Raw genomic sequence first — 14538 nt, forward strand, 5'->3', positions numbered from 1 at the left:
GAACTGAACTGCCAATTTCTCACATAATTTTCGATGGATTGGATGAAACTTGTGTCATATGATCGAACTATGACAGAAAATATAGATCATATTGACACACGCCTGCTTCGGGCGTTGCAGATGGACGGCAACTTGTCGCAGCGCGATCTGGCCGACAAGGTGGGTCTTTCGCAAAATGCCTGCTGGCGGCGACTGAAGGCTTTGAACGAAAAGGGCGTTTTGCAGGGCTCAACCGCGCGAATCGACCGCGCCAAGCTTGGCCTTGATCTGGTGGTTTTCGTTATGCTGCGTACACGGCACCATTCAGCGGACTGGCTAGACCGCTTCCGTGCGCATGTTTTGACTATACCAGAGGTCGTGGACTTTCACCGCATCGGTGGGGACTATGATTATCAGCTGAAAGTGGTCACCCAGAACATGACCAGCTACGACACTGTATATCAGCGCCTTATTTCAGGGGTCGAACTGGACAGCGTCACGTCCTATTTCGCGATGGAGGCGATCGCCGAAGGACGCCCCCTCCCGCTGTGACCTGGGCGCAGAAGTACGTCACGCAGTTAGTGGCCAAAGGCCGAGTTCGGCATCCATTTCACCCTCTTGCCTTCGGGCCCCATGCGCATGTGCAGGCAGGACGTTCCAAACCGCTGAAAATAGAGCGTATCGAGCTTATACCACCCAGCCTGCGGCACCTCGACTTCGGTCATGACCGTGGTGTCACAAGGCTGACGACCGTTGAACTCGCCAACGATCTGCCCCCCAATCTTGGCTTGCAGGCCGTCGTTGGTCAGGAAATCTATATTGTAGACACCGGGCTTTTCAAAGCGAACATAGCCCGTAATCCGCGCTGCCACATGCATCGCGCGTTTCGAGGTGAGCGTCAGATCTCCCTCGTTGGTATCCCTGTAGTCCAGCCCTTTGAGAGGAGGCCCCGCTTCTGATCTGATTTTCAGAGCCGCCCGAGCCTGGCTCAGGTCTTTCACGTCCTCCGGATAGGCGTAGCGCACAGCCAGACCTGGCCGCAGGCTGCCCGGTTGAGGGTTGGCAGGCTGCAGTTTGAGCGGCTCGGCCGACAGGACACCCGCCACTCCGAACGTAGCGAGAGCCGAAAGGACACCCAAAATGGCTTTCATGGCAATTCTCCATATCGATGCCTCGGACAATCAAGGCAGCTTGATGTGAGCCTAATACCGCCTGACCTCAATCACCAAATGGAAATGCCTGCGACGGCGCGATTTTGCCAAGGCGGGCATGGTCTTGTCGGAAAGCGCGCCAACGACGCATTGCTGTCGCCAACGAAAAGGGGCCACCAACCGGCAGCCCCATACACATCCCAGAAAAGGGAAATCGCTTAGTTCTTGGCGTAGAATTCGACGACCAGATTCGGTTCCATCACAACCGGGTAAGGCACGTCGCCCAGAGACGGGGTGCGCACGAAGGTGGCTTTCATCTTGGAGTGGTCGGCTTCGATGTAATCGGGCACATCGCGCTCGGCCAGCTGGGTGGCTTCCAGCAGGACAGCCAGCTGCTTGGACTTGTCGCGGACCTCGATCACGTCGCCTTCCTTCACGCGGTAGGAGGGGATGTTGACGCGCTTGCCGTTGACCAGAACGTGACCATGGTTCACGAACTGACGGGCAGCAAAGACGGTCGGAACGAACTTGGCACGGTAGACGACCGCGTCCAGGCGGCGCTCCAGCAAGCCGATCAGGTTTTCACCGGTATCGCCTTTGACACGCTCGGCTTCACCGTAGATGCGGCGGAATTGTTTCTCGGTCAGGTCGCCGTAGTAGCCTTTCAGCTTCTGCTTGGCGCGCAGCTGGATACCGAAGTCAGACAGTTTGCCCTTGCGGCGCTGGCCGTGCTGGCCGGGACCGTATTCGCGGCGGTTGACCGGGGACTTCGGGCGGCCCCAGATATTTTCGCCCATACGGCGGTCAATTTTGTACTTGGCAGACGTGCGTTTGGTCACGGCTGATCTCCTTTATTTTTGGCTCCGCAATTTTATCCGAAAACCGGTTCCCACTTTTCGGATTGCGGACACGGGGGCCAGCAAACCGGATCAGCCAGAACGCAGCCGGGCAAACTGCGGCTATAAAGGGCGTTGTCCTCTTGGTTTGGTCCGGATGGACCTCCCCATGACAGGCATCCCCTTGCGGGGGCCACCAACACCAATGAAGCCGCGCTTATATAGAGGTACACACCCGAGTCAATAGCCCTTCCGGCAGAGTTTTCCCTGCGCCTCAGGCCGCCTCGTGGCACAGGATCGCGGCCTCGCTGACGCTCAGGTTGCGGCGCACAAAGGCACCATAGCTGAGCGGATCTTGTTCCACCGCAGGCAAGAACTGCAGCAACCGCCGACGATCACCATCCGACAGAGCCGAAAGGGCAGCATTGGCCGGGTGGAAACTTTCACTTTCCACCCCATTGGCCCAAAGCACCTGATGATCCTCCAGAAGCAGGTGGATATAGGTGACCTCCCGCACTTGGGTATCCGTTATGATCGAGCTGCCATTTATCAGATCTTTGGCGGCCACAAGAACCTCGGGCGTATTGAACAAAGCCTCCACATGGCGCCCGCGCAGCAGCAGCCGGTGTTCGGGCGAGACCAAAAGATCCTCACCGGGGCGGCCAGAGGCAAACGCCCCTGCCCGCAGGCGCACGGGGCGCAGGTGCGGATAGACGAAAAGCCGCGCCCCCGTCATCCGGCGCCCACCGATCCACTGGATCTGTTGGGGGCCATTGTCACGGGTCTGCACGTAATCTCCTTCGCGCAGCGTCTCCACCGGGCGGGCCCCTTCGGGCGTCTCGATCAACGTGCCCGGCGTAAAACAGATCACCCCGCTCTGTGGTGGATCTGGTGCATCTTGCCCCCAAGCTTTCAGCCTCGACTTGAGAACCCAGAGCTCCTGATCACGTGGAGGCAGCTCATCCACGAACATCAGAAGCGGCGCCTTACCCGGCGCCACCTCGATCAGTGTGGCAGTAAACCTATCGACCCCGTTTGTGAGGATAAAACCCCTGTCCACCAACTGCGCCAATACAGCTTCTGACGAGGGTGCAGCACCTGCCGCACCAACAAGCTTGCGCACAGATTGCGCCACACGTCGGCGCAGATCGCTTTCGCTGTCCGCCATATCCAGACGCAATACCTCTGTTGGGCCATCCACCCGCAGGGCGTTCCCGCGCCAAGACCAAGCAGATCCAACACGCACCAAATCTGGTGACGGGGATCTCTGACCGTCCAGTTCCGTTTGCGCCCAAGACATAACAAACGTGCCAGTAAAGCCCGCTTTCATTGCTCTTTGCTGCCTCTGTTTTTGTTATTGGGCAAAGAGTAGCAATCGAATTCCCGCGCTCAAAGCGAAATCCCAAACACCGAGATGACTAGGCGCATGAGCGCAACACAAACGCAAGGGTTGAATGACCGGCAGCCCCCGTTTTGGGCTGCCGACCCTGCCTCAGATCGGATAGTGGATCCCGCCGTTCTGAGTGGTCATCCAGCGCAGGTCGGTGAATTCGGCAATGCCCCACTGACCTCCAAAGCGCCCATAGCCAGAGTCCTTGACCCCGCCAAAGGGCATTTGCGCCTCATCGTGCACGGTTGGCCCGTTCACGTGACAGATCCCGCTTTCGATGCGGTTGGCGATCTGCATTGCCCGCGCCTGATCCCGGCCGAATACGGCAGCCGACAGGCCCATGTCGCTTTCATTAGCGACCCGCACCGCCTCATCCGCATCGCCCACGCGAATGATGGAGGTTACAGGGCCAAAGCTTTCTTCGGAATAGAGCCGCATCTGCGGCGTGACGTCATCCAGAGCAGCTGCGTTCAGGATAGTGCCAGACCCACCTCCACCAATCAGGCGCGCGCCTTTCTGCACCGCATCCTCGATCAACTCGCGAATGCGGTCCGCTGCGGCGGCATTCACGACCGATCCCAGCGGTGCCTTGCCCTCGGTCGGATCGCCTGCGGTCAAGGTTTCGACCTTGCGCGCGAAAGCCTCGACAAAAGCGTCGGCGATTTCTTCGACCACGATGATCCGTTCGGTCGACATGCAGATCTGCCCCTGGTTCATATAGGCGCCAAAGGCCGCAGCCGCGACGGCAGCGTCGATATCGGCATCCTCCAGGACGATGAAGGGGGCCTTTCCGCCCAGCTCCAGCAGCGAAGGCTTCAGGTGGCGCGCTGAGATTTCCCCGATCAGACGGCCCACACGGGTCGATCCGGTGAAGTTCACGCGGCGCACCGCCGGGTGTGCGATCAGCGTCTCAACCAGTTCGGGCGCATCCTCGGGCGCGTTGGAGATCGCGTTGACAACACCCTTGGGCAGCCCCGCCTCGGCCACCGCCTCAAGGATCAGTGCATGGGTGCGCGGGCAGAGTTCGCTGGTTTTCATCACAACCGTGTTGCCACAGGCCAGCGGCGTCGCGATAGAACGCACGCCAAGGATCACCGGCGCATTCCAAGGCGCCATGGCCAGCACCACGCCCGCGGGCTGACGCACCGCATAGGCGGTGCTGCCGGGCCGGTTCGAGGGGATGATCTCACCCTTGATCTGGGTTGTTAGGCCTGCCGCCTCTACCAGCATTTCAGAGGCCAGCATGATGTTGAAACGCGCCCAGGCCTCGGTCGCGCCGATCTCGGCCTTCATGGCCTCGACGATGGCATCACCGCGCGCCTTGAGCGCCTCGGACGCATCCAGAAGCATCCGGCGGCGCACGCCGGGCGCCATGGCCGACCATTCCGGAAAAGCCGCCGCCGCCGCATCTGCCGCCCGCATCGCATCAGCGGTGCTGGCCGCCGCCGCGGTTGTGGCAAGAGCGCCGGTCACAGGGTTGTGGCGTTCGAATTGGCGCCCGTTTTCAGCCTCAACATGTTCGCCGTTGATGAAGAGTTTCAGAGTATCCATTTCACTCTCTCCGTCTGTCAGGAAATTTCATTGTCCAGCGGCTCGCTCGTGCCGCCAAGGAAGGCGTGCTGTACCGCTGGATCATTCTGCAATTCGTCACTGGTGCCTTGCCCCACGACGCGACCGGCCTCGAGCAGGTAGCCCCGGTCGGCCAGCGCCAAGCTTGCGCGCACGTTCTGCTCCACGATCACCAGCGTAAGGCCGGTGCTGCGGATCCGGGCGAGCGCGGCAAAGACCTCCTTCACTACGATGGGGGCCAGGCCAAGGCTCGGTTCATCCAAAAGCAGGATGTTGGGGTTCGACATCAGCGCGCGGGCGATGGCGACCATCTGCTGCTCCCCGCCCGACATGGTGCCTGCCAGCTGCCGCCGCCGTTCGGCAAGGCGCGGGAACAGTTCGAACACCTCAGCCTGACGCGCGGCAACGCCCTCACGCGCGCGATCTGGATAGGTGCCCAGCGCCAGATTCTCGGCCACGGACATGCGCGGGAAGATGCCGCGACCCTCGGGCACCAGGGCGATACCGCGCCCGACCCGTTCATGCGCGGCAACCGTCGCCAGATCGGTGCCTTCGTGGCTGATCCGGCCCGCATGCGGCTCCACCACACCACCGACGGTCTTGAGCAGGCTGGATTTCCCGGCCCCGTTGGCCCCCAGGATCACCACGCATTCACCCGGCTCCACCCGCATCGACACCGCATCCAGGGCGACATGCTTGCCATAGGCAACGGTGAGGTCATGGATCTCAAGCATCTTCTTCTCCCAAGTAAGCCGCCACAACATGGGGATCGTCCAATACCTCGGCCGTTGGTCCATCGGCGATCAGCGCCCCAGAGTTCATCACCGCGCAGCGTGGGCAAAGCGCGCGCACCGCATCCATGATGTGCTCGACCATGATGATGGTGATGCCGGTCTCCTCCAGCCTGCGGATAAGGGCGATCCCCTCGTGCAGTTCAGTGGGATTGAGGCCCGCCAGCCATTCGTCCAAGAGCAGGATGCGCGGCTCCGCCGCCAAGGCGCGGGCCAGCTCCAATCGTTTCTGGTCGATATAGGTGAGATCGGCAGCCGCACCCGCCGCGCGATCCTCAAGACCAACCATGGCAAGGCACTCCCTCACACGGGCAGCCAGCTCCGCTACCCAGAGGCGTTTTGCGCCGAAGGCCGCCGGGACCATCACGTTTTCTTCCAGCGACAGCGAAGGCAGAATGCGCACCAATTGGAACGTACGGGCCACACCTGCGCCCGCAATCACATCGGGGCGCGCGCCTGCCAGCTGCCGACCCTCCACCGCGAATTGACCCGCCGACGGACGCAGCGCGCCAGAGAGAAGGTTGAGGAGCGTCGTCTTGCCGGACCCGTTGGGCCCCAGCAGGCCTAGAACCTCGCCTTCGCGCACCTCAAGTGAAACATCATTGACTGCCGTCAGGCCACCAAAGCGTTTGGTGAGGCCGTCTGTTTTCAGAAGAACACTCATTGAGCCGCCTCCCCTTTTGCATCACCCCTTGCCTTACCGCGAAGTTTTTCAGCGGCGGCCAGCAATCCGTCCGGCAGCGCATAGACCACTGCGAGGAACATCAGCCCCAAGAGGATCGAGAAGTGATCCGGGAAGCGCGCCGAAAGCCATTCGAACAGCAGGAACAGAGGCACGGCGCCGAAGGCTGGGCCCCATAGTCTGCCCGCTCCGCCCAACAGCGCCATGATCACGGTCAGGAAGCTGACAGTGGGGTTGAAGACAATGGAGGGCTCCACATAGACCCAGCGCGGCGCCTGGATTGCGCCCACAAGGGTGATGATGGTGGCAGAGGCCACGAACAGCACCAGTTTGGTGCGCGCCAGATTGATCCCGCTGTGGGCGGCCACAATTTCATCGTCGCCAATCACCCGCAACGCAAGGCCCAGGCGGCTTTGGCGGATCCATGCCGCCAGCGCCAGTGTCAGCGCCCCCAGCGCCAAAAGCTGCCAGTAGATATGCTTGGCCTCCAGATCGAGGAAGATATAGCGCCCTAGCGTTCCGGTGACATTGACCTCAAACCAGGTGATCAACTGGCGCACCAGTTCGGCGAGGCCAAAGGTGAAGATTACGAAGTATATGCCTGCAAGGCGCAGGGTAGAAAGGCCAACCAGCAGCGCCATGGTGGCGCCGATCCCGGCGGCGGCCAGCAGCACCAGCGGATAGGGCAGCGCCTCATTGAGGACAGCAACCGTGTAAGCGCCAACGCCGAAGAAGGCGACCGTTGCCAGCGAGACATAGCGCGTCGGCCCCGAGAACATCGCCCAGGAGGTCGCCAGCGTCACATAGCCCGCAAGCCCCACAAGAAGGCCGATACCATAGCTATCCAGCAGAAAGGGAAGCGCTGCAAGGCAGGCAAGGGCCACAACTGCAATAACAATCCGCATAGGTCAGCCTCCCGCCTTGCCAAAGAGCCCGTTCGGACGCCACAAGAGCACCACCAGGAACAGCGTATAGGTGGCCGCAAGGGTTAGACCGGGGTCAATGAACGCCGCCACAAAAGTCTCTGCCAGCCCCAGAAACAGCCCGGCGATCAGAGCGCCCAGGATATTGCCGACCCCGCCCATGATCACCACGATCAGCGCCTTCATGGTGAAGACAACGCCATCGGTGGCCGAAAACGTCTGATACATGGAGATGAGCGCGCCGCCCGCCGCCGCCAGCGCGCCGCCAAGGGCAAAGGCCTGTCGTCCCATACGGTCCACATCAATGCCCACGAGATAGGCCGAGTCCGGCGACAGCGCCACGGCACGCATGGCAGTGCCCCAGCGGGTGCGGATCAGCAGTGTGAACAGACCCAGCCCGATCACCACCGACAAGACAAAGGCAATGAGACGGTTGGCGGCAATGGTCACACCCAACATCTCCACCCCGGTGTTGAGGTAGGAATAGGAGGTGAAATCGCTGCCGAATGTGACCAGCATCACGCCCTGCAGGACGAACAGCAGGCCAAAGGTCGCAAGGATGGTGTCGACCTCAAGCCGCCCGCTGCCGCCCGCACGTTTGACCAGCGGGCGCATCATCACGCGGTAGATCAGCCAGGAAAACCCATAGCCTGCAGGTGCCACCACAAAAAGCCCCCAGAGCGGGCCAACGCCCCAGCCGGTGAACATCAGCGTCACTGCAAAACAGGCGAGCAGCATGAATTCGCCGTAAGCCAGGTTCATGATCCTGGATATGCCGTATTGTAGCGACAGGCCCAGCGCCAAGAGCGCATAGGTCCCGCCCAGCACTAGGCCGAGGAGAAGGGTCGAGATCAACATCTTATGTCCTTGAAGTCTTTTGTGCTGCGGCCCTCACTCGGGGCCGCAGGCAGTTTTACCCGGGGGTTATTACCACTCGGGTTTCGGGATCGCAGGCGCGGCCGCGCCAGTGCGGTCAGAGGGGCTGACGGCCACAAAGCTGTCGCCCTGCCACTGTCCCACGAACCAAAGCTTGCGTAGCTGGTTGTTCTCCATCGCGGTCTCACCCAGGATGGTGTCGAAGGTGCCGGTCGAAATTTCCTCGGCCAGGGCCGCGTGATCGAGACCGACGCGCGACACCGCCTCCTCGAGAATCTGCAGAGAGGCATAGGTGATGGCACTTGCCCAGCTGTCGGGGGCATTGCCGGTCGCTTCGACATGTTTCTGGAAATAGGTCTGGATCTCCGGGTTCGCGGCATCGATACCGCCGATGGACATCACGCCCTCCTGCTTGCCCCCGGTGATTTTGGTATAGACCGGGAAGGCCCCGCCCACACCAATATAAAAGACCTTTGGGTTAAAGCCCGTGGTCATCGCCTGTTTCGTCACGCCAAAACTGCCCGGCGGATAGGAGAAGGAGATGAAACTGTCCGCCCCCGATCCCTGCACCTCGTTCAGCATGGTGGCAAAATCCGACGTGCCGAGCGGATAGGATGCATCATAGACAGTTTCGAACCCGGCGTCTGTCAGCGCAGGGCGCGCAGCCTTCACCAGATCGATACCAAAACCGTCAGCTACCGAGATCATTGCAACCTTATTGTTTATCGCCCCAGCATCACGCGCTGCGGCCAAGGCCTCGACCAAGGCAGTGGCGTAGTCGTGACCTCCGCCCAGCATCCAGAAAGATCGATCCCAGCGTGCTGCAAACTCTGGCGCTTTATCGGTCACCGCCGTCACCGCAAGTTGCGGATACCCAAAGCGGTCCATCAGCGGCGCGATCGCCAGATTGCTGCCGGTGCCCCAGGGCGGCAGGATCAGGTCGACCTTGTCTTGCGTCGCGAGACGCTCGATCGCGCGCACCAGATCCTCGGCGCTGGAACGGTCATCATATTCAACCACCTCGATCTTGCGTCGGCTACCGTCGGGCAGCATCAGGCCACCCTTGGCATTTACCTCTGAAATCCAGAGTTCATAATTCGGTATGGTTGTGATCCCAGCTCCGGTGGCATTTGGGCCGCTTTTCGATACCGCATAGCCGATTTTGACAGGTGCCTCGGCCATCGCCGGACCGCCAAACGCCATCATCGCGCCGAGCGCAACGGGAACCGCGCGCAGCAACGCGCGCCGTGAAAATACAGACATGTGTCTCCTCCCAGTCATGTAGTCGCGGGCCTGCGTCCGTGATGCCGCCCGGCTTTTTCCCGCCCGCAGAAGGCGAGTTTTCCTCCACGCACCCAGCGTATTGAAATCCGGCCTTTATAAAATGTGCTTTTGCAGGTAAGAATTGCACTTATGAGAGTGTTTCCATCCGACAGGCACAGCCCGAAGTGATTTCCGACCAAAAACCGCAGATCATTGCCCGTCAGATTCGAAGCCCGCTCGCCGAGACGGCCTACAACCTGCCCCACGCCCAAAGCATCCTTCTGCTGCTGGAGGCAGGCCAAGGACAGGTAGGCGGCGCCTCTGAAGAGCTTCATTTCGACGCTCCGCGCGCGGTCTGGCTCTCAACACCTAGACAAGGCAAACTGCGGCTGGCCTCTGGCAGCCGCGGGGAAATACTCCAGCTAAGCGACAATGCAATAGCCAGGGCCCTGCCCGCCACGTCTCTTGGGGACGAGTTGGCGCGCATTCTGCGCCGTGATCTGTCAGAACCTCTGAGCCGTCAATCAGAGCGGATGACGGGGTGGATGCAAGACCTGCGTGAAGAACTCTCCGGTGCCGAACCGGCTTCCGAGCTGGCGGCAGAGCACCTTCTCTCCCTTCTTCTGATACAGATCTGGCGGCTTGCCCGAGAGCAACGCCCCCGCTCAGCTGCAGCAACCGGAGGGCTGGTGCAGAATTTCGTCCAACTGGTCGGCCTACACTTACGGGATCACTGGAAAGTGACGGACTACGCCAATGCACTGGGTGTCAGCCGCGACAGGCTTGGGAGTGCCGTGCGCCGCGCGACCGGACGCTCACCTCAGAGCTATCTCCACGAGGCCTTGATCCGCGAAGCGTCGGAACTCCTGGCCAATTCGGGCCTCTCGGTGGCCCAAGTCAGCTTTCGCCTCGGGTTCTCTGACCCAGCATATTTCAACCGCTTCTTCACACGAGCACAGGGACTTTCACCCGGACGGTTCCGCAGAAAGATGGCCACGCGCGGCCGTCAACCAACCTCCTTTTCTGCTTGGCCTTGAACACCGCTCTCTTGTCGCAGGTAGCCCGGCCAGTTGGTTAGCCAGATACGCTTGGGTCGTATGGAATACGTGAAATGGCGACAAAGCAGGCCAGCAAAACATGACATACGTTCAGACCGCGAAATGCAGCCAAACCCGAATACAAACAGGGGGGGGGGGCGACGTCATGACTGAGCGACCAAAACCTGCAGTCGGCGACGTCTGTAGCACACCGGGGCAGATCGCTACGAACATTTGCAGCTATTTAAACGCCAGAAAGATAGCAATTCACAAATTATTAGTTACACTCGCCGATACTGGAATGTGTCGAGGTGGCACCTGTCTTGCTCCCTGTGCGCGCAGCTTAGCCACAGATGGATCAAAGCAGCTCACCTGCTCGGCGCCTTGATGTTATAAGGTCCATTGTTATGCGTGAATACGACGACAAAAAGTCGAGGGGTGAAACAGAGATTGAGGCAAAGGCCGACGTGCTTGAGCGTCCCGTGTTGGCTCTTTGTGTGGATGACGACCCGATCGATCGGTTAAGGCTTTCGAAAATCTGCAAGAAGGCCGGGCTAAAGATCGACTTTATCGAGGCTGCGACCGTTGATGAGATGCGCAAGCAACTTGATCAGCACATGTTCGATATCGTGTTCCTCGATCACAACCTTGGTATGGAAACCGGCCTCGATGCACTGAAGGTTCTGATTTCCCATGAAGATCAGACCAACGCAATACCGATCATGCTCACGAGCGTCACCTCTCACGCCATTGCGGTTCAGGCTATGCGGGAAGGCTGCGCCGACTACATCGTGAAAGAAGAGTTGACGGTGTCTTCGCTGGTCAAATCAGTCACCTCCGCCATTGAGAGACGCATTCTTTTTTCTCAACTCACCGGCGCCCAGGCTTTTCAGCGTTCTATCACAGAGGTCATCGAACGTTTCATGCGCACATGCGGGCCGGAAATGCGGGAAATCCTTGGTCAGACCCTCAAAACTCTGCGCGGCTTGAAGGCAATCAATCGAAGCGAAAACACGCTTGATCCGGTAATCCTGTCCAATTTCACACTTCTGGAACGGGGCTGTAAGGATCTGACAGTGCTCATGGACGATCTGACCAGCGTTGTGACCACCGCCCGCGACGCCTCTGATCGAAAACCTCAAAAGATCACCAAGTGATCGCAGACTGGGCCAGGAGCTCCCAGATGCGGACCATTTGGGAGGCCATTAATTCCAACCCGAACAAAGCGGCAGACAGTCGCCAATATGGCGCAAGCCTGCTGAACGACTGCAGCCTGTTGCGGCAGTCACGGAGGTAAAAGGCCGATGCCGACCGTCCGGCGCTTTACTCTGAGAACACGGATCGCGCTGCTGGTTTTTGCCTCCACCGGCTTGGCGTTGCTGTGCTCTTCGGCCCTTCTGTTCCTGCAGCTTCGTCAATCACACAACTACACATTGCTGGAGCGCATGAGGTTTGCGGGAACGGCCTATTCTCAGCGCATTGAAAACGTCCTGAAGGGGGGAGAACGTGATGCCGAAACGATGGCCTTGCTGCTCAACTCCCTCGGCATCACCGATCTGATCCTTGAGGGGCAAAACACGCAAGAGGGCCTGCCCGTCGACGGGCAGCGGCGCCGCGACGCGACCGCCCAGATCTTTCTGGAGTTCATGGCCAAGCATGAACATTACACACAGCTGCGACTACTTTCCAAAGACGGCAATTGGCAGGAACGTGTCCGGGTCAACCGTGAGGGCAGCGATCTGGTGATCGTTCCGGTCGAAGAGTTGCAGCAAAAGGGCAGCGAGCCTTACGTGCAACCGATGAACGATGGCACGTCTGCACAGGTCTATTTTTCGGATTTGACCCGCAATCGCGAGCACGGCCAAACCGTCGGGGCGCCGACGATCCGTGTGGTCGCTCCGCTGAGAGAGCAAGATGGCGAGATCATCGGAGCAATCATCATCAACGCAAACGCAGCAACCTTGCTTGCCAGTGCCGACCTGACCGTGACCCCTGGGTTTCAAGTCTACGCAATCAGTGACAACCTGGACTACATGGCATTTGGCACAGGCGAAGACGCGCCCCGCTTCGTGTTTCACCAAGACACCCGCTGGCACGCCCCCCCCTTTGCGAACCAGCTGAAACAAGCGGAAGATCAAACGTTTTTTGATCCGCAAACGGGGAGTCTGGTCTACTGGTCGTCAGCCCTTGAGCAAGGCGACAACATCCCTTTCGACATCAGCATTCTGGCAATAGCAGATAGCAATACCGTCATTGTGCCGGGTCTGACCAGACTGCAGGGCATCGCAGTGATTTCGGCCTGTCTGGCGGTTCTTTCAGCCCTTGGAACCTATCTGCTAGCGGCAAAATTTCTGTCGCCTCTCACCCGCCTGAACGAGGAGATCCAGACAAGGATCGACAGCTTTGAACCCGTGACCTTCGAAACCCGTCACAATGATGAGGTGTCGGATCTGGCAAACAGTTTCTCGCAAGTCGTCAATACCCGCATCGCCGAGGCAGCCCGCCTTGACGCGATCGTAAAAAGCGCGGCCGATGGGATCATCGCCATCGAAAGTGATGGAACTATTTCAGAGGTCAATCCAGCAGCAGAGAAACTGTTCGGATATACCTCGGACGAGTTGGTGGGCAAATCAGTCACCATCCTCATGCCCGATCGCGAAGGTCTAAGCCATGGGGAGTACGTCAATCGTTCTCTGCTGTCGGACACCCCAAAAGTCATGGGTAGAAACCGGGACATATTCGGTGTCTGCAAGGACGGACGTCAGATCCCTCTGAGCATCTCAGTCACCCGCGCATTTTATGGTAATCGGGTACATTTCATTGGAATGATCAGGGACGTCTCCGAACGCAAAGCCGCAGAGGCTGAGGTGAATGAGCTGATTGCCGCACTGCAACGCTCCAATGAAGAGTTGGACCAATTCGCTTACGTGGCCTCTCACGATCTAAAGGCGCCTTTGCGGGTGATAAACAATGCCGCCACCTGGCTGGCAGAGGACCTTGCCCCTCACTTGACCGAGGATACACAAGAAAGCCTGGACCTCCTGCGCAACCGGGCAACACGCATGGAAAGGTTGCTGGATGATCTGTTGCGTCACTCCCGCATCGGGCGCGACGACGGGCCCGCAGTCATCATATCCGGTCGCGATCTGCGTGAGGAACTGGAAGAGCTGCTGGACGTACCCGACGGCATTCAGGTGCACTTTGGCAAACCCTTCGACGATCTGGAGCTGCGCAGGCTCCCTTTGCAAATCATCCTACTGAACCTCATTAGCAACGCCATTCGTCATCACGACAAGCCAACCGGGGAGGTCTGGGTCGATGCCGAGGACAGACCTCAGGAAATCGTTTTCCGTGTCAAAGACAACGGCCCGGGCATCCCTGCAGAGTATCACGACAAGATCTTTGAAATTTTCCAAACCCTCAGACCACGGGATGAGATCGAAAGCAGTGGCATGGGACTGGCTTTGGTCAAGAAACATGCCACGCTGGCCAATGCCAAGATACTCGTCGAGTCTGATGGAACAGATGGATCCACATTCACGCTACATTGGCCCAAGCAGACGGCGCCGCAAGAACTGGTAGGCTGACATGAGCAAACATCCATCTCTTTCGCAGCAGGCATTAAACATAGTTCTTGTCGAAGATGACGATGGCGATGCAAAGGCCCTGCAACGCGCATTTCAGCGAGCTAAGATCGCAAACCCTCTTATCCGGGTCCGAGACGGTGTAGAAGCCCTAGACTTGTTGCGGGGGCAAATGGACGTCATTCCCCCAAGGAAATTCGTTGTCTTATGTGACATAAACATGCCCCGCATGAACGGTCTCGAGCTGCTTGCAGAAATTCGCAAAGATCCTAAGCTGTGCAAGACACTCATCTTCATGCTCACCACATCAGATGACCGCAGCGACATCGATACCGCATACCGCAACAACGTCGCTGGCTATATAGTCAAATCGCGAGCCGGGCATATGTTCCTTGATTTGATGAACACACTCGACGCCTATTGGCGTGTCGTAGAACTGCCTGATATTTAAAGAGGT

The 14538-nt window shown here is 59.1% G+C and carries 14 protein-coding genes; 5 read left to right on the forward strand and 9 right to left on the reverse strand.

Features of this window, described 5'->3' with window-relative positions; genetic code table 11:
- Positions 1 to 69: 69 nt before the first annotated feature.
- The gene (locus INS80_RS02365; RefSeq protein WP_192964057.1) at positions 70 to 531 is read left to right on the forward strand and encodes an Lrp/AsnC family transcriptional regulator; all 462 of its coding nucleotides are present in this window, start codon (positions 70 to 72) and stop codon (positions 529 to 531) included.
- Between the two features lie 26 nt (positions 532 to 557).
- On the opposite strand, the gene INS80_RS02370 is transcribed toward INS80_RS02365, so the two are convergent.
- From INS80_RS02370 to INS80_RS02410, 9 genes are all read right to left on the reverse strand, one after another.
- Complete coding sequence (locus INS80_RS02370) at positions 558 to 1130, reverse strand: PA14 domain-containing protein (protein WP_192964059.1); 573 nt, start codon at positions 1128 to 1130, stop codon at positions 558 to 560.
- Positions 1131 to 1348: 218 nt separating this feature from the next.
- Positions 1349 to 1969, reverse strand: a complete 621-nt coding sequence (gene rpsD / locus INS80_RS02375; RefSeq protein ID WP_192964064.1) for a 30S ribosomal protein S4 — start codon at positions 1967 to 1969, stop codon at positions 1349 to 1351.
- A 271-nt stretch (positions 1970 to 2240) separates the two neighbouring features.
- Positions 2241 to 3296, reverse strand: coding sequence for a Hint domain-containing protein (locus INS80_RS02380; RefSeq protein WP_192964065.1), 1056 nt, complete (start codon positions 3294 to 3296; stop codon positions 2241 to 2243).
- A gap of 162 nt (positions 3297 to 3458) precedes the next feature.
- Positions 3459 to 4907, reverse strand: a complete 1449-nt coding sequence (locus tag INS80_RS02385; protein WP_192964066.1) for an aldehyde dehydrogenase — start codon at positions 4905 to 4907, stop codon at positions 3459 to 3461.
- A 17-nt stretch (positions 4908 to 4924) separates the two neighbouring features.
- Positions 4925 to 5659: an ABC transporter ATP-binding protein gene (locus INS80_RS02390; RefSeq protein WP_192964067.1), complete on the reverse strand. Its 735-nt coding sequence runs from the start codon at positions 5657 to 5659 to the stop codon at positions 4925 to 4927.
- Positions 5652 to 6380 (reverse strand): ABC transporter ATP-binding protein, encoded by a 729-nt coding sequence (locus tag INS80_RS02395; RefSeq protein ID WP_192964068.1) that lies wholly within the window; start codon positions 6378 to 6380, stop codon positions 5652 to 5654. Before INS80_RS02395 ends, INS80_RS02390 begins: the two co-directional genes overlap by 8 nt.
- The gene (locus INS80_RS02400; protein ID WP_192964069.1) at positions 6377 to 7303 is read right to left on the reverse strand and encodes a branched-chain amino acid ABC transporter permease; all 927 of its coding nucleotides are present in this window, start codon (positions 7301 to 7303) and stop codon (positions 6377 to 6379) included. The genes INS80_RS02395 and INS80_RS02400 overlap by 4 nt, the downstream gene beginning before the upstream one ends.
- Positions 7304 to 7306: 3 nt before the next feature.
- Positions 7307 to 8179 carry a branched-chain amino acid ABC transporter permease gene (locus INS80_RS02405; protein ID WP_192964070.1) on the reverse strand — a complete coding sequence of 291 codons (873 nt, stop codon included), beginning with the start codon at positions 8177 to 8179 and terminating at the stop codon, positions 7307 to 7309.
- Between the two features lie 69 nt (positions 8180 to 8248).
- Positions 8249 to 9460 carry an amino acid ABC transporter substrate-binding protein gene (locus tag INS80_RS02410; protein WP_192964071.1) on the reverse strand — a complete coding sequence of 404 codons (1212 nt, stop codon included), beginning with the start codon at positions 9458 to 9460 and terminating at the stop codon, positions 8249 to 8251.
- A 185-nt stretch (positions 9461 to 9645) separates the two neighbouring features.
- Here INS80_RS02410 and INS80_RS19455 point away from each other — a divergent pair, with 185 nt between their 5' ends.
- From INS80_RS19455 to INS80_RS02430, 4 genes are all read left to right on the forward strand, one after another.
- A complete protein-coding gene (locus INS80_RS19455; protein WP_192964072.1) occupies positions 9646 to 10497 on the forward strand; it encodes a helix-turn-helix domain-containing protein in 852 nt (283 codons plus the stop codon).
- A gap of 407 nt (positions 10498 to 10904) precedes the next feature.
- Positions 10905 to 11654 carry a response regulator gene (locus INS80_RS02420; protein ID WP_192964073.1) on the forward strand — a complete coding sequence of 250 codons (750 nt, stop codon included), beginning with the start codon at positions 10905 to 10907 and terminating at the stop codon, positions 11652 to 11654.
- 147 nt (positions 11655 to 11801) lie between these two features.
- A complete protein-coding gene (locus INS80_RS02425) occupies positions 11802 to 14084 on the forward strand; it encodes a sensor histidine kinase (RefSeq protein ID WP_192964074.1) in 2283 nt (760 codons plus the stop codon).
- A gap of 1 nt (position 14085) precedes the next feature.
- On the forward strand, positions 14086 to 14532 hold the full coding sequence (locus tag INS80_RS02430; protein ID WP_192964075.1) for a response regulator: 447 nt from the start codon (positions 14086 to 14088) through the stop codon (positions 14530 to 14532).
- Positions 14533 to 14538: the final 6 nt, after the last annotated feature.

The sequence above is a fragment of the Phycobacter azelaicus genome (assembly GCF_014884385.1).
GTDB lineage: Bacteria > Pseudomonadota > Alphaproteobacteria > Rhodobacterales > Rhodobacteraceae > Phycobacter > Phycobacter azelaicus.

Coding starts and splice junctions, on each gene's coding strand:
- INS80_RS02405 (WP_192964070.1), bottom strand. CDS start 8,179: ATGTTGATCTCGACCCTTCTCCTCGGCCTAGTGCTGGGCGGGACCTAT.
- INS80_RS02400 (WP_192964069.1), bottom strand. CDS start 7,303: ATGCGGATTGTTATTGCAGTTGTGGCCCTTGCCTGCCTTGCAGCGCTT.
- INS80_RS02395 (WP_192964068.1), bottom strand. CDS start 6,380: ATGAGTGTTCTTCTGAAAACAGACGGCCTCACCAAACGCTTTGGTGGC.
- INS80_RS02425 (WP_192964074.1), top strand. CDS start 11,802: ATGCCGACCGTCCGGCGCTTTACTCTGAGAACACGGATCGCGCTGCTG.
- INS80_RS02410 (WP_192964071.1), bottom strand. CDS start 9,460: ATGTCTGTATTTTCACGGCGCGCGTTGCTGCGCGCGGTTCCCGTTGCG.
- INS80_RS02390 (WP_192964067.1), bottom strand. CDS start 5,659: ATGCTTGAGATCCATGACCTCACCGTTGCCTATGGCAAGCATGTCGCC.
- INS80_RS02430 (WP_192964075.1), top strand. CDS start 14,086: ATGAGCAAACATCCATCTCTTTCGCAGCAGGCATTAAACATAGTTCTT.
- INS80_RS02385 (WP_192964066.1), bottom strand. CDS start 4,907: ATGGATACTCTGAAACTCTTCATCAACGGCGAACATGTTGAGGCTGAA.
- INS80_RS02380 (WP_192964065.1), bottom strand. CDS start 3,296: ATGAAAGCGGGCTTTACTGGCACGTTTGTTATGTCTTGGGCGCAAACG.
- INS80_RS02370 (WP_192964059.1), bottom strand. CDS start 1,130: ATGAAAGCCATTTTGGGTGTCCTTTCGGCTCTCGCTACGTTCGGAGTG.
- INS80_RS02420 (WP_192964073.1), top strand. CDS start 10,905: ATGCGTGAATACGACGACAAAAAGTCGAGGGGTGAAACAGAGATTGAG.
- INS80_RS02365 (WP_192964057.1), top strand. CDS start 70: ATGACAGAAAATATAGATCATATTGACACACGCCTGCTTCGGGCGTTG.